General features: G+C 65.5%; 15 protein-coding genes and 3 pseudogenes. 7 read left to right on the top strand and 11 right to left on the bottom strand.

The genetic code is table 11. The features are described from left to right. The 7 genes and pseudogenes from MBENS4_RS15770 to pgi form a co-directional block, all read right to left on the bottom strand. Nucleotides 1–780 (bottom strand): enoyl-CoA hydratase-related protein, encoded by a 780-nt coding sequence (locus MBENS4_RS15770; protein WP_039392772.1) that lies wholly within the window; start codon nucleotides 778–780, stop codon nucleotides 1–3. Beyond that, nucleotides 780–1,228: pseudogene (gene mce, locus MBENS4_RS15765) on the bottom strand (methylmalonyl-CoA epimerase). Before mce ends, MBENS4_RS15770 begins: the two are co-directional and overlap by 1 nt. Then, nucleotides 1,225–1,665 (bottom strand): VOC family protein, encoded by a 441-nt coding sequence (locus tag MBENS4_RS15760; protein ID WP_039392771.1) that lies wholly within the window; start codon nucleotides 1,663–1,665, stop codon nucleotides 1,225–1,227. Before MBENS4_RS15760 ends, mce begins: the two are co-directional and overlap by 4 nt. Further along, nucleotides 1,665–2,846: an acetyl-CoA C-acyltransferase family protein gene (locus MBENS4_RS15755; RefSeq protein ID WP_039392770.1), complete on the bottom strand. Its 1,182-nt coding sequence runs from the start codon at nucleotides 2,844–2,846 to the stop codon at nucleotides 1,665–1,667. Before MBENS4_RS15755 ends, MBENS4_RS15760 begins: the two co-directional genes overlap by 1 nt. A 90-nt stretch (nucleotides 2,847–2,936) precedes the next feature. Then, nucleotides 2,937–4,462, bottom strand: a pseudogene (locus MBENS4_RS15750) (acyl-CoA carboxylase subunit beta). 347 nt (nucleotides 4,463–4,809) lie between these two features. Next, on the bottom strand, nucleotides 4,810–6,156 hold the full coding sequence (gene gor / locus MBENS4_RS15745) for a glutathione-disulfide reductase (RefSeq protein WP_039392769.1): 1,347 nt from the start codon (nucleotides 6,154–6,156) through the stop codon (nucleotides 4,810–4,812). A 274-nt stretch (nucleotides 6,157–6,430) separates the two neighbouring features. Beyond that, nucleotides 6,431–7,951, bottom strand: a complete 1,521-nt coding sequence (gene pgi / locus MBENS4_RS15740) for a glucose-6-phosphate isomerase (protein ID WP_039395118.1) — start codon at nucleotides 7,949–7,951, stop codon at nucleotides 6,431–6,433. A gap of 167 nt (nucleotides 7,952–8,118) precedes the next feature. On the opposite strand from pgi, the gene lepB reads away from it, so the two are divergent. From lepB to MBENS4_RS15720, 4 genes are read left to right on the top strand one after another with little or no spacing between them, the layout of a single operon-like run. After that, entirely contained in the window at nucleotides 8,119–9,009 is an 891-nt protein-coding gene (gene lepB, locus MBENS4_RS15735; protein WP_039392768.1) for a signal peptidase I, read from the top strand. A gap of 3 nt (nucleotides 9,010–9,012) precedes the next feature. Next, nucleotides 9,013–9,681 carry a ribonuclease III gene (gene rnc, locus MBENS4_RS15730; RefSeq protein WP_039392767.1) on the top strand — a complete coding sequence of 223 codons (669 nt, stop codon included), beginning with the start codon at nucleotides 9,013–9,015 and terminating at the stop codon, nucleotides 9,679–9,681. Beyond that, nucleotides 9,678–10,589 carry a GTPase Era gene (gene era, locus MBENS4_RS15725; protein WP_039392766.1) on the top strand — a complete coding sequence of 304 codons (912 nt, stop codon included), beginning with the start codon at nucleotides 9,678–9,680 and terminating at the stop codon, nucleotides 10,587–10,589. Before rnc ends, era begins: the two co-directional genes overlap by 4 nt. 46 nt (nucleotides 10,590–10,635) lie before the next feature. Next, on the top strand, nucleotides 10,636–11,670 hold the full coding sequence (locus MBENS4_RS15720; protein ID WP_052322452.1) for an SGNH/GDSL hydrolase family protein: 1,035 nt from the start codon (nucleotides 10,636–10,638) through the stop codon (nucleotides 11,668–11,670). 157 nt (nucleotides 11,671–11,827) lie between these two features. Here MBENS4_RS15720 and topA read toward each other — a convergent pair whose 3' ends face one another. From topA to plsY, 3 genes are all read right to left on the bottom strand, one after another. Continuing rightward, a complete protein-coding gene (topA, locus tag MBENS4_RS15715; RefSeq protein WP_242404978.1) occupies nucleotides 11,828–14,785 on the bottom strand; it encodes a type I DNA topoisomerase in 2,958 nt (985 codons plus the stop codon). A 178-nt stretch (nucleotides 14,786–14,963) separates the two neighbouring features. Then, the gene (dprA, locus tag MBENS4_RS15710) at nucleotides 14,964–16,115 is read right to left on the bottom strand and encodes a DNA-processing protein DprA (RefSeq protein ID WP_052322451.1); all 1,152 of its coding nucleotides are present in this window, start codon (nucleotides 16,113–16,115) and stop codon (nucleotides 14,964–14,966) included. A 19-nt stretch (nucleotides 16,116–16,134) separates the two neighbouring features. Then, nucleotides 16,135–16,716, bottom strand: coding sequence for a glycerol-3-phosphate 1-O-acyltransferase PlsY (gene plsY, locus MBENS4_RS15705; RefSeq protein WP_039395108.1), 582 nt, complete (start codon nucleotides 16,714–16,716; stop codon nucleotides 16,135–16,137). A gap of 161 nt (nucleotides 16,717–16,877) precedes the next feature. On the opposite strand from plsY, the gene murI reads away from it, so the two are divergent. From murI to MBENS4_RS15690, 3 genes and pseudogenes are all read left to right on the top strand, one after another. Then, entirely contained in the window at nucleotides 16,878–17,723 is an 846-nt protein-coding gene (murI, locus tag MBENS4_RS15700) for a glutamate racemase (protein WP_052322450.1), read from the top strand. Nucleotides 17,724–18,083: 360 nt separating this feature from the next. Further along, nucleotides 18,084–19,297: pseudogene (gene hemA / locus MBENS4_RS15695) on the top strand (5-aminolevulinate synthase). Between the two features lie 155 nt (nucleotides 19,298–19,452). Continuing rightward, nucleotides 19,453–20,550, top strand: coding sequence for an NADH:flavin oxidoreductase/NADH oxidase (locus MBENS4_RS15690; RefSeq protein ID WP_039392765.1), 1,098 nt, complete (start codon nucleotides 19,453–19,455; stop codon nucleotides 20,548–20,550). A 78-nt stretch (nucleotides 20,551–20,628) separates the two neighbouring features. On the opposite strand, the gene MBENS4_RS15685 is transcribed toward MBENS4_RS15690, so the two are convergent. Then, nucleotides 20,629–21,858 (bottom strand): type III PLP-dependent enzyme, encoded by a 1,230-nt coding sequence (locus MBENS4_RS15685; protein ID WP_039392764.1) that lies wholly within the window; start codon nucleotides 21,856–21,858, stop codon nucleotides 20,629–20,631. Nucleotides 21,859–21,924: the final 66 nt, after the last annotated feature.

Raw genomic sequence — 21,924 nt, 5'->3', positions numbered from 1 at the left:
TCAGAATCCCTTGAACTCGGGTTTGCGCTTCTCGCGGAAGGCGGTGACCGCTTCCTTGAAGTCCTCGGAGAAGCCGGCATCGCTCTGGTTCGCCGCTTCCATCCGGAGGCTCTGGTCGAAATCGTGGTCGAGCGCGTGGATGACCTGCTTGCGGATCATCCCCAGCGCCCGCGTCGGCCCCTTGGCGAGCCTGGCGGCCAGCGCCTTGGCCTCAGCCAGCGAGGTCCCGTCCTCGACCACGCGCGCGATGAGGCCCATGGCTTGCGCATCTTCAGCCGAAAGCTTCTCGCCCAGCAGCGCCAGTTCCATGGCGCGCGCGCGGCCCACGCACTTGGCCACCATCCAGGTCGCTCCCGCATCGGGGACAAGGCCGATGTTGGCAAAGGCGAGCAGGAAGTAGGCCGAGCGCTCGGCAACGACGATGTCGCCCGCCAGCGCAAAGCCCATGCCTGCGCCCACCGCCGGGCCGTTGACCGCCACGACCAGCGGCACGGGAAGTTCGGCCAGCGTGCGCGCCAGCGGGTTGTAGGTGGTGCCCAGGATCTCGCCCAGGTCCTCGGGCAGCGCGTCCTCGCCGTCGGCCTGCAGGTCCGCGCCGGACGAAAAGGCCCGGCCCGCGCCTGTCAGCACCAGCGCGCGCGCACCTTCAGCCACGCTCGTCTCCAGCGCGAGGCGCAGTTCGGTGATGAGACGCGGGGTCAGCGCGTTCAGGCGCTCCTCGCGCGAGAGCGTGAGAATGGCGACATCGCCCTCCCGCTCGACCTTGAGAACCTCAGCCATCAGTGCGCCCCCTTGGGACGTTCCATGATCTCGGTCAGCTGGCCGCCCATGTCCTTGGGGTGGACGAAGAAGATCATCGTGCCGTGCGCGCCGACGCGCGGCTCGCCCAGGACCCGCTTGCCCTGCCTCTCGAACCAGGCCTTGGCCTCGGCAATATCTTCGACCTCGTAGCAGATGTGGTGCTGCCCCCCGAGCGGGTTCTTCGCCAGCCACTTGCCAACCGCGGAATCGGGATCGGTGGGTTCGAGCAGTTCGATCTGCGTGCCGCCCGTGGTGCCCAGCGCTCCGCTCTCCTGCGGCGTCTCCACGAAGCAGACGCGCACCTTCTGGCTTTCGAGCACGAAGGGCTCGGTCACGACGGCCGCGCCCATCACGTCCTTGTAGAAGGCGATGGCGGCATCGAGGTCGGGCGTCGCGACGCGACGTGGTTGAGACGGCCAAGCTTCATGGCTGAGGCTCCTTGGGAGTTTCGAGAATTTCGGTGAGGATGCCGCCCATGTCATCGCCATGGACGAAGAAGATCGGATGGCCGTGGGCGCCAGGGCGCGGTTCACCCAGGACACGCTTGCCCTGGGCCTCGAACCAGGCCTTGGCCTCGTGGATGTCGGGCACCTCGAAGCACAGGTGATGCTGCCCGCCGCCCGGGTTCTCCGCCAGGAAGGGGCTGACCGTGCTGTCCGCGCGCAGCGGCTGGATCAGCTCGACCTGCGTGCCGTTCATCGCCCCGCCCGCAGGCGTACCGAGGAAGCGGATGAGGATGCCGGCCCGCTCGATCACGATGGGCTCGTGGACATGGGTTGCCCCCATCACGCCCGTCCAGTGGGCGAGCGCGGCCTCCATGTCGGGGACCGCGATGCCTACGTGATTGAGCCGGCCCAGCTGCATCAGGCGCAGGCCTCGATGACCATGGCAATGCCCTGCCCGCCACCGATGCACATGGTGATGAGCGCGTACTTCCCGCCCGTGCGCTTCAGTTCGTACATCGCCTTGACGGTGAGGATCGTGCCGGTGGCGCCAATCGGATGGCCCAGCGACACGCCCGAACCGTTGGGGTTGGTCTTGGCCGGATCGAAGCCCAGTTCCTTGGCAACGCCACAAGCCTGCGCGGCAAAGGCCTCGTTGCTTTCGATCACGTCGATCTGGTCGAGCGTCAGCCCGGCGCGCTTCAGCGCCACGGGAACCGCCTTCACCGGACCAAGGCCCATGACCGTGGGCTCGACGCCCGCGTGGCCCCAGCCCAGGATCTTGGCCATGGGCTTCAGGCCCTTTTCGGCCACCGCCTTGCCGCTCGCCAGGACGACCGCGGCCGCACCGTCGTTGATGCCCGAGGCATTGCCCGCGGTCACCGTGCCATCCTTCTTGAAGACGGTCTTGAGCTTGGCCATCGATTCCAGCGTGGCGTCGGCGCGCACGTGCTCATCGGTGTCGAACACGGTCACGCCCTTGCGGGTCTTGATCTCGACGGGAACGATCTGGTCCTTGAAGTAGCCCTTCTCGATCGCGTTCGCGGCGCGCTTGTGGCTCTCGACCGCAAGCGCGTCCTGGTCCTCGCGGGTGATCTGGCACTGCGCGGCAACGTTCTCGGCGGTGACGCCCATGTGGATGTCGTCAAAGGGATCGGTCAGCGCGCCGAGCATGCCGTCCTCGAAGGTGACGCCGCCCATCTTCACGCCCTTGCGCACCGCGCTGGTCATGTGGGTGGAATTCGACATGACCTCGCAGCCCGCGCCCACGGCGAACTGGTGTTCACCCAGCGCAATCGCCTGGGCCGCCGAGACGATGGCCTGCAGGCCCGAGCCGCACAGGCGGTTGACGTTCATCGCCTGCGAGGAGATCGGCACGCCCGCATTCACCGACGCCATGCGCGACACGTACGCGTCCTTGGGCTGGGTCGGGACGACCGTGCCCACGACCACGTTCTCGATCAGGTCCGCCTCGATCCCGGCACGGGCGATGGCTTCATTGATGGCGATGGCGCCAAGCTCCGCCGGACGGAACGAGGCCAGGCTGCCACCAAAGGTGCCGACCGCCGTGCGCGTACCGCTGACGATGTAGATCTCTTCCATGAGTGCCCTCTATCCTCTTCAAATGATGGTTCGCCCCGGACGCGGCGCGGCCTTCCCGGCATCGCGCCAGCGCCCGGACGATGGCCCGCCTCAGAGCGGAATGTTGTCGTGCTTCTTCCAGGGGTTCTCGAGGTTCTTGTTGCGCAGCTTGCGAAGGCCCAGCGCAATGCGCTTGCGGGTCGACTGCGGGTAGATGACCTCGTCGATGTAGCCCCGGCTCGCCGCCACGAAGGGATTGGCGAAGCGGTCCTCGTATTCCTTGGTCTTGGCCGCGATGCCATCGGCGTCGAGACCACGGAAGATGATCTCAACCGCGCCCTTGGCGCCCATCACCGCGATTTCGGCGGTCGGCCAGGCGTAGTTGAGATCGCCGCGCAGGTGCTTGGAGGCCATGACGTCATAGGCGCCGCCATAGGCCTTGCGGGTGATCACGGTGATCTTGGGCACGGTCGCCTCGCCATAGGCGAAGAGCAGCTTGGCGCCGTGCTTGATGATGCCGTTGTGCTCCTGGTCGGTGCCCGGAAGGAAGCCCGGCACGTCGACGAAGGTGATGATCGGGATGTTGAAGGCATCGCAGAAACGCACGAAGCGTGCGGCCTTCTTGGACGCGTTGATGTCGAGCACGCCCGCCAGCACCATCGGCTGGTTGGCGACGATGCCCACGGTCTTGCCCTCGACCCGGCCGAAGCCGCAGAGGATGTTGCCCGCGTGAAGCGGCTGGATTTCGAAGAACTCGCCCTCGTCCAGCGTCTTGCGGATGACTTCGTGCATGTCATAGGGCTGGTTGGCCGAGGGCGGAATGATCGTGTCGAGGCTCGGCTCAAGGCGGTCCCAGGGGTCCGCGTTGGGGCGCTCGGGCACTTCATCGCGATTCGAGGCGGGCAGGAAGTCGATGAATTCGCGCGCGGCCAGCAGCGCCTCGATGTCGTTTTCCAGCGCCAGGTCCGAGACCGAGGTCTTGGACGAATGGGTGATCGCGCCGCCCAGTTCTTCCTGCGTGACGACCTCGTTGGTGACCGTCTTGACCACGTCCGGGCCGGTCACGAACATGTAGGAGCTGTCCTTCACCATGAAGATGAAGTCGGTCATCGCAGGCGAATAGACCGCACCGCCCGCGCACGGCCCCATGATCAGCGAGAGCTGCGGCACCACGCCCGAGGCCAGGACGTTCTTCTGGAACACGTCGCATAGCCGCCCAGCGAAGCCACGCCTTCCTGGATGCGCGCACCGCCCGAATCGTTGAGGCCGATCACCGGCGCTCCGACCTTCAGTGCCGCGTCCATCACCTTGCAGATCTTCTGCGCGTGGCGCGCCGAAAGCGAACCGCCGAACACCGTGAAGTCCTGGCTGAAGACGTAGACAAGGCGCCCGTTGATCGTGCCCGAGCCGGTCACCACGCCATCGCCCGGGATCTTCTGCTCTTCCATGCCGAAATCGATGCAATCGTGCTCGACATAGAGATCCATCTCCTCGAAGCTGTCCTCATCGAGGAGAACTTCCAGGCGTTCGCGTGCGGTCAGCTTGCCCTTGGCATGCTGTGCATCGATGCGGCGCTGGCCTCCGCCCATCTTGGCACCGGCACGACGCTTCTCCAGTTCGGCAATATTGGCTGACATCCGACTTCCCTTGGCAGTGCTGTCCCAGACCACGGCGGAAATGGCCCCGCTGCGGAACGGTCCATGGTGGTACGAGCAAAACTTTTTCTGCGCGTGCTAAGGCAGGTCATAGCGCTCAGGTCAACAGTTTTAATCGCCCGGTTAAACAGAAATCGTATTCTAGCCGGACAATATCCGGCAAGCGATCTTCCCGTCTGGCAGGCGCAAACGGTGCGCTTGCGCGGCTTTGCGCGAAACAGTGTATCGTTTCATGCACGTGCGCGCACGAAAAAGGGCAGGAGTTGCCCCCTGCCCCGTTTCGTCCATCGCTTCGCATCTGCGGCGAGGCGGACCCTGTCGGACGCGCCCTACTTCAGAAGGACCAGTTCCTCCGACATGGTGGGATGCACCGCGACGGTCGCATCGAAGTCCGCCTTGGTGAGCCCCGCCTTCACCGCCACGGCGGCGACCTGGATGATCTCGGGCGAATCCGGACCGATCATGTGCAGGCCCAGCACCTTGCCGGTCTCGGGCTCGCAGATCATCTTGTAGAGCGCGCGCTCGTTACGATGCGCGAGTGCATTCTTCATCGGCCTGAAATCGCTGGTGTAGACCGTGCACGATCCGAACGCCTTGGTCGCCTCGCTCTCGGTCATGCCGACAGAGGCAATCGGGGGGTGACTGAACACCGCCGAGGGCACGCAGCCGTAATCGACCGTGGTCGGCTTGCCGGCAAAGACCGTGTCGGCAAAGGCCTGGCCCTCGCGGATCGCGACCGGGGTGAGCTGGATGCGGTCGGTCACATCGCCCACTGCGTAGATGCTCTCGACGCTGGTGCGGTTATACTCGTCCACCGCGATGGCGCCGCGATCGTTGGTCGCGACACCCACCTCGCCAAGGCCGAGCCCTTCGACATTGGGCACGCGGCCCGTGGCGTAGAGCACGCAGTCGACGTCCATCGGATCATGGTTGGTCATGAAGACCTTGAGCGAGCCGTCCGCGTTCTTCTCGATCTTCTCGAACTCGGCCTGGAAGCGGAAGTCGATACCCTTGGCCAGCGAGATCTGCAGCAGACGGTCGCGCATGGCCTCGTCATAGCCGCGCAGGATCTGGTCCGAGCGGTTCATGATGGTGACCTTCGCGCCGAACTCGTTGAAGATCCCGGCGAACTCGTTGGCGATATAGCCGCCGCCCGCGATCAGGACGCGCTGGGGAATGGCGTCGAGATGGAACGCCTCGTTCGAGGTGATGCCGTGTTCGTGCCCTTCGAAGCCAGGCACGAAGGGACGCGCGCCAGTGGCAATGAGGATAACCTTGGCGGTCTTCACCTCGCCGCTCGAGAGCGTGATTTCGTGCGGGCCCGTGATCGTCGCGCGCTCGTGGAAGATCTCGACGCCGTTGTTCTCCAGCGTCTGCTTGTAGAGGCCATTCAGACGGTCGATGTCGTTGAGGACATTGTCGCGCAGCTTGACCCAATCGAACTTGGCTTCACCGATCTCCCAGCCGAAGTGCTTGGCGTCCTCAAGATCCTCGGCGAAGTGGGCACCGTAGACGAGCATCTTCTTGGGCACGCAGCCGCGGATCACGCAGGTCCCGCCCACGCGGAATTCCTCGGCCACCGCCACGCGCGCGCCATGGGCCGCCGAGACGCGGCTGGCGCGCACGCCCCCCGAACCGGCACCGATGGTAAAAAGGTCGTAATCGTATTCGGACATCTGCTGGTCGCTCCCGGCGCGTGGGCCTTGCATTCGAGACTATGGATCGCTGCGCGGCATATGGGCCGGGACAGGTCCCTTTGACAACCGCGCGCCCTTATTGTTTGCCTAGCAAACAATCGAGACGATGCAAGAAGGAAGGATTCCGAGGGCCATCGCCCTCGGGCTCCCCAGAACGGCGACCTCACTCTTCCCGCGCCACGCTGGCGCAGAACGGTGAGGTCGCCGATTCCGGGGTCAAGGGGCGATGGCCCCTTGCATCCTCTACCTTACTTCACGCGATCCCGGCGGCCTGGAGCAGCGCTTCGGTCGAGGGATCAAAGGTCGCGCCCCCCTTCTCGATCTGCTTGGCGATCGCCTTGCCCAGCTCGACGCCGAACTGGTCGAACGGGTTGATCCCCATGAGCACCGCGTTCGCGAACGTGCGGTGTTCGTGGAAGGCCACCAGCGCGCCGAAGGTGGCGGGCGTCAGATCGTCGAGAAGGATCGTCGCCGAAGGACGGTCGCCCGGATAGGCGCGCGCCGCGTCGTCGCTCGCCTTGCCCGCCATGAGCGCGGCGCCCTGCGCAAAGCAGTTGGAGAGCAGGATGCGGTGGTGGTCCTCGGCCAGGTCGTCGCCCGGTGCAATGCAGGCGATGAAGTCCACGGGCACGAGGTTCGTGCCCTGGTGGAGAAGCTGGAATACCGCGTGCTGCGCATCGGTCCCCACGCCGCCCCAGGTGATCGGCGCGGTCGGCCCTTCGACGGGGGTGCCGTCCGCCTTCACGCTCTTGCCGTTCGATTCCATCTCGAGCTGTTGGAGATAGTCGGGCAGCAGCGCCAGGCGCTGGTCGTAGGCGAAGACCGCCCGGGTCTGGCAACCGCGCAGGCGCGTATAGTACTGGTCGGCAAAGGCCGCGCGCAGCGGCAGGTTGTCGCCCCCGTCGGTGTCGCGGAAATGCTCGTCCATGGCCGCCGCGCCCGCGAGGAACTCGGCAAAGTCCGGCCAGCCCAGCGCCATCGCGACCGGGAAGCCGATCGAGGACCACAGCGAGTAACGCCCGCCCACGCTTTCCGAGAAGGGCAGGATGCGGGTTTCATCGACGCCCCATTCGACCGCCTTCTCCGGCGAAGCCGTCAGCGCAACCACGCGGCCGTAGGGATCGGCAACCTCGTTCTCGCGGAACCAGTTCATCACGCTCTCGGCGTTGGTCATGGTCTCGATGGTGGTGAAGGTCTTGGACGCGATGGCCAGCATCGTGGTTTGCGGATCGCAAGCCCGCAGCGCGCGCTCCAGCGCAACCCCGTCGATGTTGGAGACGACATGGACGTCGACCAGCGAACCCTCTTCGGCCAGCGCGTCGACCGCCAGCGCCGGGCCCAGTGCCGAACCGCCGATACCCACGTGAATGAGGTGCTTCACCTCGCCCATCGCGCCGCGCAGGATCGCCTCGACAATCGCGGCGGTCTTGTGGTGGTAGTCGAGCGCCAGCTGGACGCTCTCTTCCTTACCCACCCCGCGCTGGGCGGTGTGCTCGGCCGCGCGGCCTTCGGTCGGGTTGACGATCTCGCCCGCGAACAGCGCCGCGCGGCGTCCGGCAAAGTCCATGGCGCCCGCCAGTTCCTCGAACGCGGCGATGTGCGCGTCGTCGAGGTGGGTCTTCGACCAGTCGAATCGGATCTCGCCCAGCGTCTCTTCCTCGCCCAGCTCGAAGCGGGTCGAAAGTTTGTCGAGGCGCTGCGAATCGCCATCGAAGAGCTCGGTCAGGCTCGGTTTTGCAAGCCCCTTGAGAGCGTCCCAGATCGCGTCAGTCATGCCAGTCTCCTCGTTCATGGCGCATTTGGATCGCCTTATGGTTATTGCAGATGCGAAAACCAAGCCGTTTCACAAGAGCGGCGACGCGCCTGTCCCCGGTCGAGCCAAGTTGGCCGCTCCTCGGCAATTCACTTGACCTTTGGGGCCTCGCGCAACATGGGTCGGGCATGAGCGAAACCGACAGCGTTCCCGACACGGCGCCCGCCGCCAAGGCGCCCCAGCCCCAAGCGGCCAAGCCTGACGAAAAGCCCAAGAAGGACGAGAACTTCTTTGCGTTCCTGTTCTGGCTGGTGCTGGGCGTGGTCGTGCTGCGCAGCTTCATCATCTCGCCCTTCAACATTCCCAGCGAATCGATGCTGCCACGCCTGCTGATCGGGGATTACCTGTTCGCCTCGAAGTGGTCCTACGGCTACTCGAAGTACTCGCTGCCCTTCAGCGCGCCGCTGATCCCGGGACGCGTCTTTGCCAGCCAGCCCGAGCGCGGCGATGTCGTCATCTTCAAGGCGCCCCCGGGCAACGACCTCGACTACATCAAGCGCGTGATCGGCCTGCCCGGCGACGAAATCCGCATGCAGGGCGGCCAGGTCATCCTCAACGGCACGCCCGTGCCCAAGGAGCGCGTCGACGACTTCATCCTGCCCGTCACGCAGAACATGCGCGATTCCGCCAAGACGGAAATGCGCTTGCCCTGCGTCGAGCCGCGTTTCGAAATCGTGCGCGCCGATGGCTCGTCCGCCTGCCGCTACCCGCAGTACCGCGAAACGCTGCCCAACGGGGTCAGCTACAACGTGCTCGACATGGGCCCGCGCGAGAAGGACAACACCGGCACCTACATCGTCCCCGAAGGCCACATGTTCCTGATGGGCGACAACCGCGACAACTCGCTCGACAGCCGTTTCCCGCCGATCGAAGGCGGCGGCATCGGCATTGTCCCGCAGGAAAACCTGGTCGGCAAGGCCGCGCTGATGATGTTCTCGACCGACGGCTCGGCCAACTGGCTGCTGCCCTGGACCTGGTTCACGGCCGCGCGCTGGAACCGCATCGGTGGGACCTTCTGATCTGTGCTCACTGACGATACCCGCCGCTTTCTCGAAGAGACGGTCGGCCAGCCCATCGCGGACGAGGCGATCTGGATTGCCGCCCTCACCCACGGCAGCACCGGCGAGAAGCGCAACTACGAACGCCTGGAGTTCCTGGGCGACCGGGTCCTGGGCCTCTCCATTGCCGAGTGGCTCTACGAACACAGCGCCGAGGCCGAAGGCCGCCTGTCGCAGCGCCTCAACGCGCTCGTCAGCCGCGCGACCTGCGCCGTCATTGCGCGTGGCCTGGGCCTTGGCCCGCACATGCGTCTTGGCAAGCAGGCACGCGACGACGGCGGCGAGGACAGCGAGAACATCCTGGGCGACGTCATGGAGGCGCTGATCGGCGCCTGCTTCCTCGTCCACGGTTTCGAAGCGGCACAGGCCATGGTGCGGCGCCTCTGGGCCAAGACGCTGGAGGGCAAGACCGGCCAGCGCAAGCACCCCAAGTCTGCGCTTCAGGAATGGGCCGCGGGCAACCGCCGCCGCATGCCCGAGTACAAGCTGCTCGACCGCTCCGGCCCCGATCACGCCTCGCAATTCACCGTCGAGGTTGCTATTCACAATGTGGGCCGCGCGCAGGCCACGGCCAATTCCAAGCAGGATGCCGAAACCCGCGCGGCCGAGGAATTCATGAGGAAGTTTGCATGACGTCGCCCGAAAACAGCGCGGAGAAGTGCGGCCTTGTCGCCGTCATCGGCGCGCCCAACGCGGGCAAGTCCACGCTGGTCAACGCCCTTGTCGGCCAGAAGGTCGCCATCACCTCGGCCAAGGCGCAGACCACCCGCGCGCGCCTCATGGGCATTGCTCTGGAAGGCAAGGTCCAGATCATCCTGGCCGACACGCCCGGCATCTTCGCGCCCAAGCGCCGGCTCGACCGCGCGATGGTGGCCGCGGCCTGGGAAGGCGCGGAAGAAGCCGACGCGATCCTGCTCGTGGTCGACCCGATCAAGCAGCGTCGCCACGAACTGGAGCCCCTGCTCGAGACGCTGAAGGAGCGTTCGGAGCGCAAGATCCTCGTCCTCAACAAGGTCGATGCCTGCGCCAAGGAACCGCTGCTCAAGCTCGCCCAGGAACTGGGAGCTGCGGTCACTTTCGATGAAGTCTACTTCGTCTCCGCCCTCACCGGGGACGGCGTGCCGGAACTGAAGGCGCACCTTGCGGGGCTCATGCCCGAAGGCCCTTGGCACTACCCCGAGGAACAGGTCTCGGACGCCAGCGAGCGCCTGCTCGCCTGTGAGGTCACACGCGAACAGCTCTACCGCCAGCTCCACGAGGAACTGCCCTACGACAGCGCGGTGCGGGCTGAAAGCTACACCCAGCGCAAGGACGGCTCGGTCGAGATCCGCCAGCAGATCGTCGTCACGCGCGACAACCAACGCGCCATCGTGCTGGGCAAGCGCGGCGCCAAGATCAAGGCCATCGGCGAAGCCGCCCGCAAGGAGCTCGCCGAGATCCTGGGGCAGAAGGTCCACCTCTTCCTCCACGTGAAGGTCGAGGAAAACTGGGCCGAAACGAAAGATATCTACGAGGAAATCGGGCTCGACTGGGTCCGTTAAGCGTTTCCAGCCAGACTTTTACCCGCGTTCCCTTCCAGGAGGCACGATGACGTTCTTTTCCCGCGCGGGCCGCCTTGAGCTGGCCGCGCTGCTTACCGCTGCCTGCGCGCTTTCGATGAGTGCGGCCCAGGCCCAGACGAAGGCGCCCGTGCGTGTCGAACCGACTACGCCCGAACCTGTCGTCACTCTCGAGGCTCCCCCGCCGCCCGAACCCGTGAGCCTGGAAGGCGAGCGCTACGTGGCGATGGGCTCCTCGTTCTCGGCGGGCCCGGGCCTGCGCCCGGCCAAGCCTGGCCCCTACCCGCGCTGCGGGCAGAGCCAGAACAACTATCCCACGCTCCTTGCCGAGCGCTTCGGGCTGAACCTGACCGACCGTACCTGCTCGGGTGCGATGACGACGAACATCCTGGGCCCGTGGAAGGAAATCGCCCCCCAGATCGAGGCGGTCACGCCCCAGACCCGGCTGGTGACGATCACTATCGGCGGCAACGATCTCAACTACATCGGCAACCTGTTTTCGGCGACCTGCCACTTCCGCAACGCAAACCGCGCTCCTGGCGCCAAGCCGCGCACGTGCAACGCCGTGCGCACGCCCCAGAACGTCGACTACGCGCGCGTCGAAATGCAGATGAACGAGATCATCCGCCGCGTGCGCAGCCAGGCCCCGCGAGCGCAGATCGTGCTCGTCCAGTACCTGACCCCGCTGCCCCCTGCTGGCCAGCTGTGCGAGGCGACCCCGGTCAGCCCGGAACACGCCGCCATCGTGCGCACCATCGGCAAGCGCCTTGGCGAGATTACCGACAAGATCGCCCGCGAACGCGGTGTCCTGGTCGTGGAAATGAACATTGCCTCGAAGGGGCACACCCCGTGCGATGGCGAAAACGCCTGGATGATCGGTTCACCCGCGGGCTACGACGGGAGCCTGGGCCTCCAGTGGCACCTCAACCTCGCGGGCATGCGCGCAACCGCACAGGACATCTCCTGGTGGCTGATCAACAGCGGCATCAAGGAAATCAACCCGCCTGCGTATGACGTTGCACCTGAGGCGCAAAGCGAGGACAGCGCGGCCGCAATCGGCTGATTTCAAGAAGATAGAGAGAACTTCTCAAGGGGCCATTGCCCCTTGGACCCCGGAACGGGCCACCTCACGTCTTTCAGCCACGGTCACGCAAGGAAGGTGAGGTCGCCAGTTCGGGGAGCCCGAGGGCAATGGCCCTCGGAAACCTCTTGTTTCGTCTTTACCGCGCCTTCGCGATCGCGAACCCGTGCTGGCGCGCTGCATCCTTGGTCGATTCCTCGGTGCGATTGAGAGCCTTGGCGATTTCCTTGAGGCCCTTGCCCTTGCCCGCAAGCGTCTGCAGCTTCTGCAGCTCTTCCGGTTTCCAGGGCTGCTTGTGCTTGGCGATCTTGTTGCTCATGGCCTGCTTTCCGGCCCGCAGACGGGCCTCACATGATTGGGGCCGCCGAAGCGCCCGATGCGACCAGCGCAGCGGTAGACGGCCCGAAGGCGCCATCCGCTGCGTGATCTCGCGAAGGTTATGCGTCCCAGGGGACGTCGTCGCCCTGATCCTCGCCTGAGGCCGCGGCCTTCTTCGCCGGAGCCTTCTTGGCCGCCGTCTTTTTCGGCGCAGCTTCTTGGCAGGCGCCTTCTTGGGCGCGGCTTCGCCCTCACCCTCGTCCGCCTTCTTCGGCGCGGCCTTCTTGGCGGGAGCCTTCTTCTTCGCCGGAGCCTTCTTCTTGCCCTTGGGCGGGCCCTTGGCGGCCTTCGCGTCGATCAGGGCGATGGCCTCGGCGTCGGTCAGGTCCTCGGGCTTGCTGTCGCGCGGGAGCGTGGCGTTGTAGGTGCCATCGGTTACGTAGGGGCCATAACGACCCGACATGACCTTCATCTCGCCTTCGCTGGTGGGGTGCTTGCCCAGGACCTTGATCGGCTCGGCCTTGGTGCGCCCGCCGCCCCGGCCCGCGGCCGCCTCAGCCAGGATCGAAACCGCGGCGTTCATGCCCGTCTCGAACACATCCGCAGTGGTCTTGAGCTTGCCGTACTTGCCGTTGTGCAAGAGGTACGGCCCGTAACGACCGATGTTCGCGACAATTTCCTCACCCGTTTCGGGGTGCGTGCCGACCGTGCGCGGCAGGCTCAGCAGCTTGACCGCCCAGTCCAGATCGAGCTCGTCGATGTCCTTGGGGATCGAGGCGCGCTTGGCGTCCTTGCCCTCACCCATCTGGATGTAGGGGCCGAAGCGCCCGACCTTGCGCAGGATCTCCTCACCCGTCTCGGGGTGGGTGCCCAGTTCCTGATCGTCCTGCTGTTCGCCGCTGGCACCGGCCTGCGCGAACTTGCGGGTGAACTTGCACTCGGGGTAGTTCGAGCAGGCGATGAACGCCCCGTAGCGACCACCGCGCAGCGCCAGCTTGCCGTCCGCACACTTGGGGCACTGGCGCGGGTCCGAGCCATCCTCCTTGGGCGGGAACAGGAAGTCGGACAGGAACGTGTCCAGCTCCTTGGTCACGTCCGAGGGCTTCAGCTCCATGATCTCGTCGGACTTGGGCTTGAAGTCGCGCCAGAACGCTTCGAGCAGGTCCTTCCAGGCCTGGCGGCCGTCCGAGACGTCGTCGAGTTCATCTTCCATGCCCGCCGTGAAGTCATAGGCGACATAGCGTTCGAAGAAGCGCTGCAGGAACGAGGTGAGAAGTCGGCCCGATTCCTCGGCAAAGAAACGATTCTTTTCGGTCCGCACGTAGTTGCGGTCCTTCAGGACCTGGATCGTCGCGGCGTAGGTCGAGGGACGCCCGATGCCCAGCTCCTCCAGCCGCTTGACGAGGCTGGCTTCGGAAAAGCGCGGCGGCGGCTGGGTGAAGTGCTGCTCGGCGGTGACGTCCTTCTTGGCCGGCATGTCGCCCGCCTTCATGAAGGGCAGCAGGCCGCTGTCATCATCGTCCGACTTGTTGTCCTGGCCTTCCTCGTAGACGGCCAGGAAGCCCGGGAACTTCACGACCTGGCCCGAGGCGCGCAGTTCGGTGCGGCCCGTTCCATCACGCAGGGTGACGGTCGTACGTTCCATCTGTGCCGAGGCCATCTGGCTCGCCATCGCGCGCTTGAAGATGAGGTCGTAGAGACGCCCCGCATCGCCCGAGCCCAGCTTGTCCTTGGTGAAGTCCGTCGGGCGGATCGCCTCGTGGGCTTCCTGCGCGTTCTTCGCCTTGGTCTCGTAGTGGCGCGGCTTGTCGGGGAGGAAATGCCCGTCATACCGGTCCGCAACGGCCTTGCGGCAGTCCTGGATTGCGCTCGGGTCCATCTGCACGCCGTCGGTACGCATGTAGGTGATCGCGCCCTGCTCGTAGAGCCCCTGCGCCACGCGCATGGTCTGGCTGGCCGAGAAGCCGAGCTTGCGCGCGGCCTCCTGCTGCAGGGTCGAGGTGGTGAAGGGCGGCTGCGGGTTGCGACGGTGCGGCTTGGTCTCGACGTTCTCGACCTTGAAGGCGCCGTTCTCGACCGCCGCCTTGGCGCGCATCGCGACGCCCTCCTCGCCCAGCGACAGGCGGTCGAGCTTCTCGCCCTCGAACTGGACGAGCTTGGCGGTGAAGTCCGTACCGTCGTGCGCCATCAGCGCCGCAACCGACCAGTATTCCTGCGGCTTGAACGCCTCGATCTCGCGCTCACGGTCCACGATCAGGCGCAGCGCCACCGACTGCACGCGGCCTGCCGACTTGGCGCCGGGCAGCTTGCGCCAGAGCACCGGCGACAGCGTGAAGCCGAACAGGTAGTCCAATGCGCGGCGCGCGAGGTAGGCGTCGATCAGGTCCTGATCGAGCTCGCGCGGCTCCTGCATCGCCTTGGTGACGGTCGCCTTGGTGATCGCGTTGAACGTGACGCGCTCCACCTCCTTGGGCAGCGCACGGCGCTTCTTCAAAAGCTCCAGCACGTGCCAGGAAATGGCTTCGCCTTCGCGATCAGGGTCAGTCGCGAGAATCAGGCGGTCGGCTTCCTTCGCCGCATCGGTGATGGCGCGGACCTGCTTCTGCTTGTCGCCATAAAGCTCCCAGTCCATCTCGAAGCCTTCGTCCGGGCGGACCGAGCCATCCTTGGGCGGCAGGTCGCGGACGTGGCCGTAGCTGGCGAGCACCTTGTAGTCCTTGCCGAGATACTTCTCGATGGTTTTGGCCTTGGCGGGTGACTCGACGATAACAAGCTGCATTTCAGACTTTCTAGTATGCCCCTCACGTGCGTGCGCATGCACATACACGTGTATGTGTGTACGCATAGGGTGGGAATCGGATGAACCGTTCGTCAAGCACCAATGCGTGACGGCGCGATGGCAAAGGTGGGGACCCTGCCCACAAGGAACAAGGCTCGATCACGGCGGACGGGTCCGCCTACCCCGAAAGACTGACCCGGCCCGCAGCATGGCGGGTCAATCGCCCGGCCAGTTCGAGTTCGAGCAAGGCCAGTTGCACCGCCGACGGGCTCGCCCCGGTCTGGCGGATGAGTTCGTCGACGCCAACAGGGGCGGTAGTGAGAAGATCGGCGATTTCGGCGGGACTGTCATCGACTGGCGCGACGTCCTCGGTGAAGTCCCATTCCGCCACGTCCTCCCGGAAGGTAGAGCGCGGGCTGGTGCCGTCAAAGGCGGTGATCAGTTCGCGCACGTCCTCGACCGACTGGACCAGCACCGCGCCGTCGCGGATGAGACCGTTGCAGCCGTGGGCGCGCGGATCGAGCGGGGAGCCGGGGATCGCCATCACCTCGCGCCCCATCTCGCCCGCCAGCCGGGCGGTGATGAGCGAACCCGATTTGGGCGCGGCCTCCACCACCAGCGTGCCTGCGCAAAGCCCGGCGATGATGCGGTTGCGGGCCGGAAAATGGCGTGCCAGTGGCTCGGTTCCGCAGGGCTGTTCCGCAAGCACCAGCCCTTTTTCCACGATCTCGGCCTGAAGTGCCTCGTGCTCGGGCGGATAGGCGATGTCGATGCCGCTCGCGATCACGCCCACGGTCGCGCCGCCCGCGGCGAGCGCGCCCTGGTGCGCGGCCCCGTCGATACCCCGGGCAAGTCCCGAGACGACGGTGAAACCCGCCTGCCCCAAACCATAGGCGAAATCGCGTGCCAGACGCACCGCGGCGGCCGAGGCGTTGCGCGCGCCGACCATGGCAACGCTGGGGCGATGCATGAGCGAAAGATCGCCCAGACAGGTCAGGATCGGCGGAGCGCCGCTCACTTGCGCAAGCAAGGGGGGATAGTCCGGCGAATCGTGGAAGAGATAGCGCGCGCCCAGCTTGCGCATCGCGCTCGTCTCGGCGTCGATGCGCTTGACCGGGGCGGCGGTGTAGCGCCTCCCCCCCTTCCCGGCGATATCGGGCAGCGCCTCAAGCGCGGCGATTGCGGTGCCGAATCTGCCCAGAAGCTGGCGGTAGCTGACGGGCCCGACATTGGGCGAGCGCAGCAGGCGGATGCGCGCAAAGGCCTCTTCCTGGCTCAGTTGCAGCCGTTCCTTCCCGACCGTGCCCGCAGGCTCCTTCGCCTCGTCCATTCGCCCCCGCAGATACGTTCTACTTCTTGCTGCCCACCCTGGGTTCGGTCCCCGCGATCAGGCGACCGATATTGGCACGATGCTGGAAGAGGACGACAAGGGCAATAACCCCGAGCACCATCGCGGCCTCGTTCTGGCCGACAAGGTAGGCGACGAGCGGCGCGATGACCGCCGCGCTCATCCCCGCAACCGAGGAAATGCGCACCACGGCAAGGAGGCCGATCCAGGCCACCGCGTAGGCAAGGCCAATCGGCCAGGCGTAGGCAAAGGCGATGCCCGCCGTGGTCGCCACGCCCTTGCCGCCCTTGAACTTGAGCCAGACCGGGAAGCAGTGGCCGAAGAAGGCGCCAAGCGCGGCCAGCCAGGTCCACTCCGGCCAGAGCAGTGACGTCATCGCCACCGCCGCCAGGCCCTTGGCGAGGTCAAGCAGAAGGGTTGCAGCGGCGAGCTTCTTGTTGCCCATGCGCAAGACATTGGTCGCCCCGATATTGCCCGAGCCGATGGACCGCAGGTCGTCCATCCCGGCAAGCTGGGTGAGCATGAGACCGAAGGGCACCGAGCCGAAGCCGTAGCCGACAAGAAGAGCAAGAATCCAATCCATGGCGCGCCCCATAGCCCGATTGGAAGGCAAGGCGAAGACATCTTGCGCGCGCAACTGCCGCGCTGGTGCGACCAGTTGCCGCTTCCCGCGTTGCGACATGCGCGCTATCGCGGCTAACTGGAGCTTGGCTCAAGGTAGCCTAGTGGGCTCAAGGCAAGGTGATGGCAGGCGAAATTCTCGAAGCGGACACGGTGAAGGCGGATATCGGAGGGCTCGACGCAGCCGCGCCCGTGCTGCTGTTCGATTCGGGCGTGGGCGGTCTCACCGTCCTTGACGAAGTGCGCCGGCTCCTGCCCGAGGCTCCGATTCTCTACGCCGCCGACACCGCCGGCCTGCCCTATGGCACCAAGACCGAAGCGCAGATTGCCGCGCGCGTGGCCGGTCTTCTTGGCCGCATGGCCGAGCGCTTTCGCCCTCGGCTCATCTGCATTGCCTGCAACACCGCCTCCACGATTGCGCTCGGTATGGTGCGCGAAGTCCTCGAAACGCCCATCGTGGGCACCGTCCCCGCGATAAAGCCGGCAGCCGCGATGACGCAAAGCGGCGTCATCGGCCTTCTCGGCACCCAGGCGACGATCCGGCAGGGCTATGTCGACCGGCTCGAACGCGAATTTGCCGCCGACCAGCAACTCCTGCGCCACGGCGCGCCCGAACTGGTCGATGCCGCCGAGGCCAAGCTGCGCGGCGAGAGCGTTGATCCCGCCGCCATTTCGCGTGCGGTGGAGGCTCTGCGCGCCATGCCCGGCGGCGAGCGGATCGACACGGTGGTGCTGGCCTGCACCCATTTCCCGCTTCTGGAACCGGAACTTTCCGCCGCATTCGGGCCCGATGTACGCTTCGTCCACGGCGCACAGGGGATCGCACGACAGGTCGCCCGATTGACACAAGGGCAGGCGTTTGCCCGCCGCACGCCCGACCGCGCGCTCTTCACCGGAGATCCTGTGGCCGCACGCGCCTACAGCACGGCCCTTGCCCGCTTCGGGCTGGCGAGCATCGAACACTTCTGACACCGGCCCAAGGGCCCTTCAGATTGAAACTCCTTCAAACCTTGATGGCGATCAATGTTTGCAAGTCACAGCGCGGCAATAGGCACAGTCACGCAGAGAGCCACAGAAGCTTTCGCAAATCGGGAGAAAACCGGCAGCACGGCTAGGACAAGGCGTCCACTTCCGGACAAAGTCGATACGTCTATATGGGACAACGTTCTGGTCATGGACCAAGGGATAATGTATTGGCCCGCGATACGGGGTAGAGTTCGTCTTTCCATGGGAAAGTCCCGAAAGGACTGGACCGGGGGACGGATAGAGGCAAAGGTTAAGCCGGCGCAGAGCAAAAGGCATGACGGCGTAGAGCAGGACAAGGCTTTCGTGAACTACGATCAGATTTTCGACCAGGCGATCGATCGCCTTCACTCCGAGGTCGCTATCGCGTCTTCATCGATATCCTGCGCAACAAGGGGGCCTACCCCAACGCCCGCTGCTTTGCCGGGCACAATGGCCCCAAGCCGATCACGGTATGGTGCTCGAACGACTACCTTGCCATGGGCCAGCACCCCAAGGTGATCGAGGCCATGGAAGAGGCGCTGCACGACGTGGGCGCGGGCTCGGGTGGCACGCGCAACATCGGCGGCAACACCCACTACCATATCGAGCTGGAATCCGAGCTGGCCGACCTGCATGGCAAGGAAGGCGCGCTGCTCTTCACCTCGGGCTACGTCTCGAACGATGCAACGCTGTCCACGCTCGCCAAGCTGCTGCCGGGCTGCGTGATCTTCTCGGACGAGCTGAACCACGCGAGCATGATCGCCGGCATCCGCAACGCAGGCTGCCCCAAGAAGATCTTCCGCCACAACGACCTTGAACACCTCGAGGAACTGCTGGCCGAGACCGACCCCACGCTGCCCAAGCTGATCGCGTTCGAATCGGTCTATTCGATGGACGCCGACGTCGCCCCGATCCACGAGATCTGCGACCTTGCCGAAAAGTACAACGCGCTGACCTACATCGACGAGGTTCACGCGGTGGGCATGTACGGCCCACGTGGCGGCGGCATCACCGACCGCGACAAGGCCGCGCACCGCATCGACATCATCGAAGGCACGCTGGGCAAGGCGTTCGGCGTCATGGGTGGCTACATCGCCGCCGACCAGAAGATCATCGACTGCATCCGCTCCTATGCGCCGGGCTTCATCTTCACGACCTCGCTCTCGCCGGTGCTGGTCGCGGGCGTGCTCGCCTCGGTGAAGCACCTCAAGAGCTCGAGCGTCGAGCGCGAGGCGCAGCAGAAGTCGGCCGCGATGATGAAGGCCAAGTTCCGTGAAGCGGGTCTTCCGGTCATGAACTCGACCACGCACATCGTGCCGCTGATGGTCGGCGATCCGGTCAAGGCCAAGAAGATCAGCGACATCCTGCTCGCCGAATACGGCGCCTATGTGCAGCCGATCAACTTCCCGACCGTGCCGCGCGGCAAGGAGCGCCTGCGCTTCACGCCGGGCCCTGCACACACCGAGGAAATGATGGACCATCTCACGCGCGCCCTGGTCGAGATCTGGGAACGCCTGGAAATGCGCAAGGCCGCCTGAACGCACCTGCGCCCCAGCCCCCTTCACGTCAGAAAATTCCTTTTGGGCGTGGCCGGATAACTTCCGGCCCGCCCCCTTCCCTTATGCCAGCCAGGTCCCATCTAGGGGGTCACGCAAGGTCCGCGCCTCTCGCGGCCCGTTGATCCGAGGACCCAATGGCAAAACTCTTCTCGCCGATCACGCTGGGCGATCTCACCCTTTCCAACCGCATCGTCATCGCCCCCATGTGCCAGTACTCGGCACAGGATGGCTGCATGACCGACTGGCACGCGATGCACATCGGCCAGCTCGCCCAATCGGGCGCGGGCGCCTTCACCATCGAGGCCACCGCAGTCAGCCCGGAAGGGCGCATCACCTACGCCGACGTCGGCTTGTGGGACGATGCGACCGAAGCCGCGATGGACAAGGTGCTGCAATCGGTGCGGCGCTGGTCGGACATGCCCATCGTCATCCAGCTCGGCCACGCAGGCCGCAAGGCCAGCTGCGAAAAGCCCTGGGACGGCGGCGGCCAGATCGCGCCTGACGCGGCGAACGGCTGGCAGACCGTCTCGGCCTCGGACATTCCCTTCTCCGCCGATGACAACGCCCCCGTCGCGCTCGACAACGAGGGCCTGGCGCGTCTTCGCGACGCCTTTGCCCAGGCGGCCGTGCGCGCCGCGCGCCTTGGCATCGATGCCATCCAGCTTCACGGCGCGCACGGCTACCTGCTCCACCAGTTCCTCTCGCCGCTCTCCAACACGCGTACCGACGAATACGGCGGAAGCCTGGAAAACCGCATGCGCTTCCCGCTTGAGGTCTTCGACGCCGTGCGCGCCGCCTTCCCTTCGGAGAAGCCCGTCACCATGCGCATCTCGGGCACAGACTGGGTCGAGGGCGGCTGGGACATCGAACAGTCCGTGGCCTTCTCCAAGGCACTGGAAGCGCGCGGGGTTGCCGCCATGCACATTTCCTCGGGCGGTCTCCACATGGACCAGAAGATCCCCGTCGGCCCCAGCTACCAGGTACCGCTGGCCCGCGCCGTCAAGGAGGCCGTGGACGTCCCCGTCATCGCGGTCGGCCTCATCACCGAACCCGAGCAGGCCGAGGCCATCGTCGCGACGGGCGATGCCGACATGATCGCGCTGGCGCGTACGGTCCTCTACGATCCGCGCTGGCCCTGGCACGCGGCCGCCGCGCTTGGCGCGCAGGTCAAGGCCGCCCCGCAGTACCTGCGCTGCCAGCCCCATCGCCTCAAGGACCTGTTCTCCGCGTAAGGCTCATAGCCACACGAAAAAAGGCCCCCGGAACACATGGTTCCGGGGGCCTTTTTCATTCCGTTCGAGCGCGACGCCTCAGCGCAGCGAGACCACGTTGTCCGACACACGCGGGTCCGCACGATCGCCGGTGTAGAGGCTGGCCATCGGCTCATCCTCGACGATCACGACTTCCGCGCCGCCAAAGCCGTTGAACGCGGTCTTCATGGCCGCGCCATAGGCGCCGAGCATACCGACCTCGATCCAGTCGCCCGCCTTGATGCCCGGAGGCAGCATGAAGGGGCCTTCCATGAAGTCCGCATCGTCGCAGGTCGGGCCGTAGAACGAGAAGGCTTCCAGTTCGGCCGCGTCCATCGCTGCATTGTCGTTGTCGACATCGCGCGGAATGTGGCGGACCGGGAAACGCCAGGCCACGTGCGCCGCATCATAGAGCGCGCCATAGGCCCCGTCGTTGATGTACAGCTCTTCCCCGCGGCGCTTCTCGACCTTGACGATCAGCGAGTTGTACTCGGCCGACAGCGCGCGGCCGGGTTCGCACCACAGTTCGGCGTTGTAGGCAATCGGCATCGCCTCGAAGTGGCGGTGGATGATCGCGAAGTAATCCTCGAGCGGCGGCGGTTCCATGCCCGGGTAGCTGGAGGGGAAGCCCCCACCCACGTCGATCATGTCGATCACGACACCGGCATCGGCAATCGCGGCGCGCGCGCGCTCGAGCGCCTGGACATAGGCGAACGGCGTCATCGCCTGGCTGCCGACGTGGAAGCACACGCCCAGCCAGTCCGCGACCTGGCGGGTCGACTGGAGCAGTTGGCCTGCATCGACAAGATCGACACCGAACTTGGAGGCAAGGCTGAGCTCGGAATATTCCGAGGAGACGCGCAGGCGCACACACAGGCGCAGGTCCTTTGCGCGCACACCGTTCTCGTCAGTGGTCGCGGCGACGATCTTGTCGACCTCTTCCTGGGTATCCAGGCTGAAGGTGCGCACACCGTGCTTGAAATAGGCCTCGCGGATCGCGCTCGCCGTCTTGACCGGGTGCATGAAGCACAGCGTCGCTTCGGGAAGCGTCGCGCGCACCATGCGCACTTCGGTGATGGAGGCGACGTCGTAATGCGTGATCCCGTTGTCCCACAGGATCTGGATCAGATCGGGCGAGGGATTGGCCTTGACCGCGTAGAGCGAGCGGCCCGGAAACTTCGTCGCGAAGAATCGAGCGGCGCGCGCCGCAGCGTGCGGGCGGTTCAGGATAACGGGTTCGTCAGGCGCGATTTCGCGCGCTACGGCCGGTGCGTCGAGATGTTGGAGCAATTCAAGGGACCCCCAGCGAAATTGTTAGCGACAAAGCTGCCTTGCGGTTTGGAAGTCCCCATGGGG

This window comes from Novosphingobium sp. MBES04, assembly GCF_000813185.1.
GTDB lineage: Bacteria > Pseudomonadota > Alphaproteobacteria > Sphingomonadales > Sphingomonadaceae > Novosphingobium > Novosphingobium decolorationis.
Note: the sequence above shows the minus strand (reverse complement) of the source record. Positions and strands in the feature narration are given on the sequence as shown.

Coding starts and splice junctions, on each gene's coding strand:
- MBENS4_RS15770 (WP_039392772.1), bottom strand. CDS start 780: ATGGCTGAGGTTCTCAAGGTCGAGCGGGAGGGCGATGTCGCCATTCTC.
- MBENS4_RS15760 (WP_039392771.1), bottom strand. CDS start 1,665: ATGCAGCTGGGCCGGCTCAATCACGTAGGCATCGCGGTCCCCGACATG.
- MBENS4_RS15755 (WP_039392770.1), bottom strand. CDS start 2,846: ATGGAAGAGATCTACATCGTCAGCGGTACGCGCACGGCGGTCGGCACC.
- gor (WP_039392769.1), bottom strand. CDS start 6,156: ATGTCCGAATACGATTACGACCTTTTTACCATCGGTGCCGGTTCGGGG.
- pgi (WP_039395118.1), bottom strand. CDS start 7,951: ATGACTGACGCGATCTGGGACGCTCTCAAGGGGCTTGCAAAACCGAGC.
- lepB (WP_039392768.1), top strand. CDS start 8,119: ATGAGCGAAACCGACAGCGTTCCCGACACGGCGCCCGCCGCCAAGGCG.
- era (WP_039392766.1), top strand. CDS start 9,678: ATGACGTCGCCCGAAAACAGCGCGGAGAAGTGCGGCCTTGTCGCCGTC.
- MBENS4_RS15720 (WP_052322452.1), top strand. CDS start 10,636: ATGACGTTCTTTTCCCGCGCGGGCCGCCTTGAGCTGGCCGCGCTGCTT.
- topA (WP_242404978.1), bottom strand. CDS start 14,785: ATGCAGCTTGTTATCGTCGAGTCACCCGCCAAGGCCAAAACCATCGAG.
- dprA (WP_052322451.1), bottom strand. CDS start 16,115: ATGGACGAGGCGAAGGAGCCTGCGGGCACGGTCGGGAAGGAACGGCTG.
- plsY (WP_039395108.1), bottom strand. CDS start 16,716: ATGGATTGGATTCTTGCTCTTCTTGTCGGCTACGGCTTCGGCTCGGTG.
- murI (WP_052322450.1), top strand. CDS start 16,878: ATGGCAGGCGAAATTCTCGAAGCGGACACGGTGAAGGCGGATATCGGA.
- MBENS4_RS15690 (WP_039392765.1), top strand. CDS start 19,453: ATGGCAAAACTCTTCTCGCCGATCACGCTGGGCGATCTCACCCTTTCC.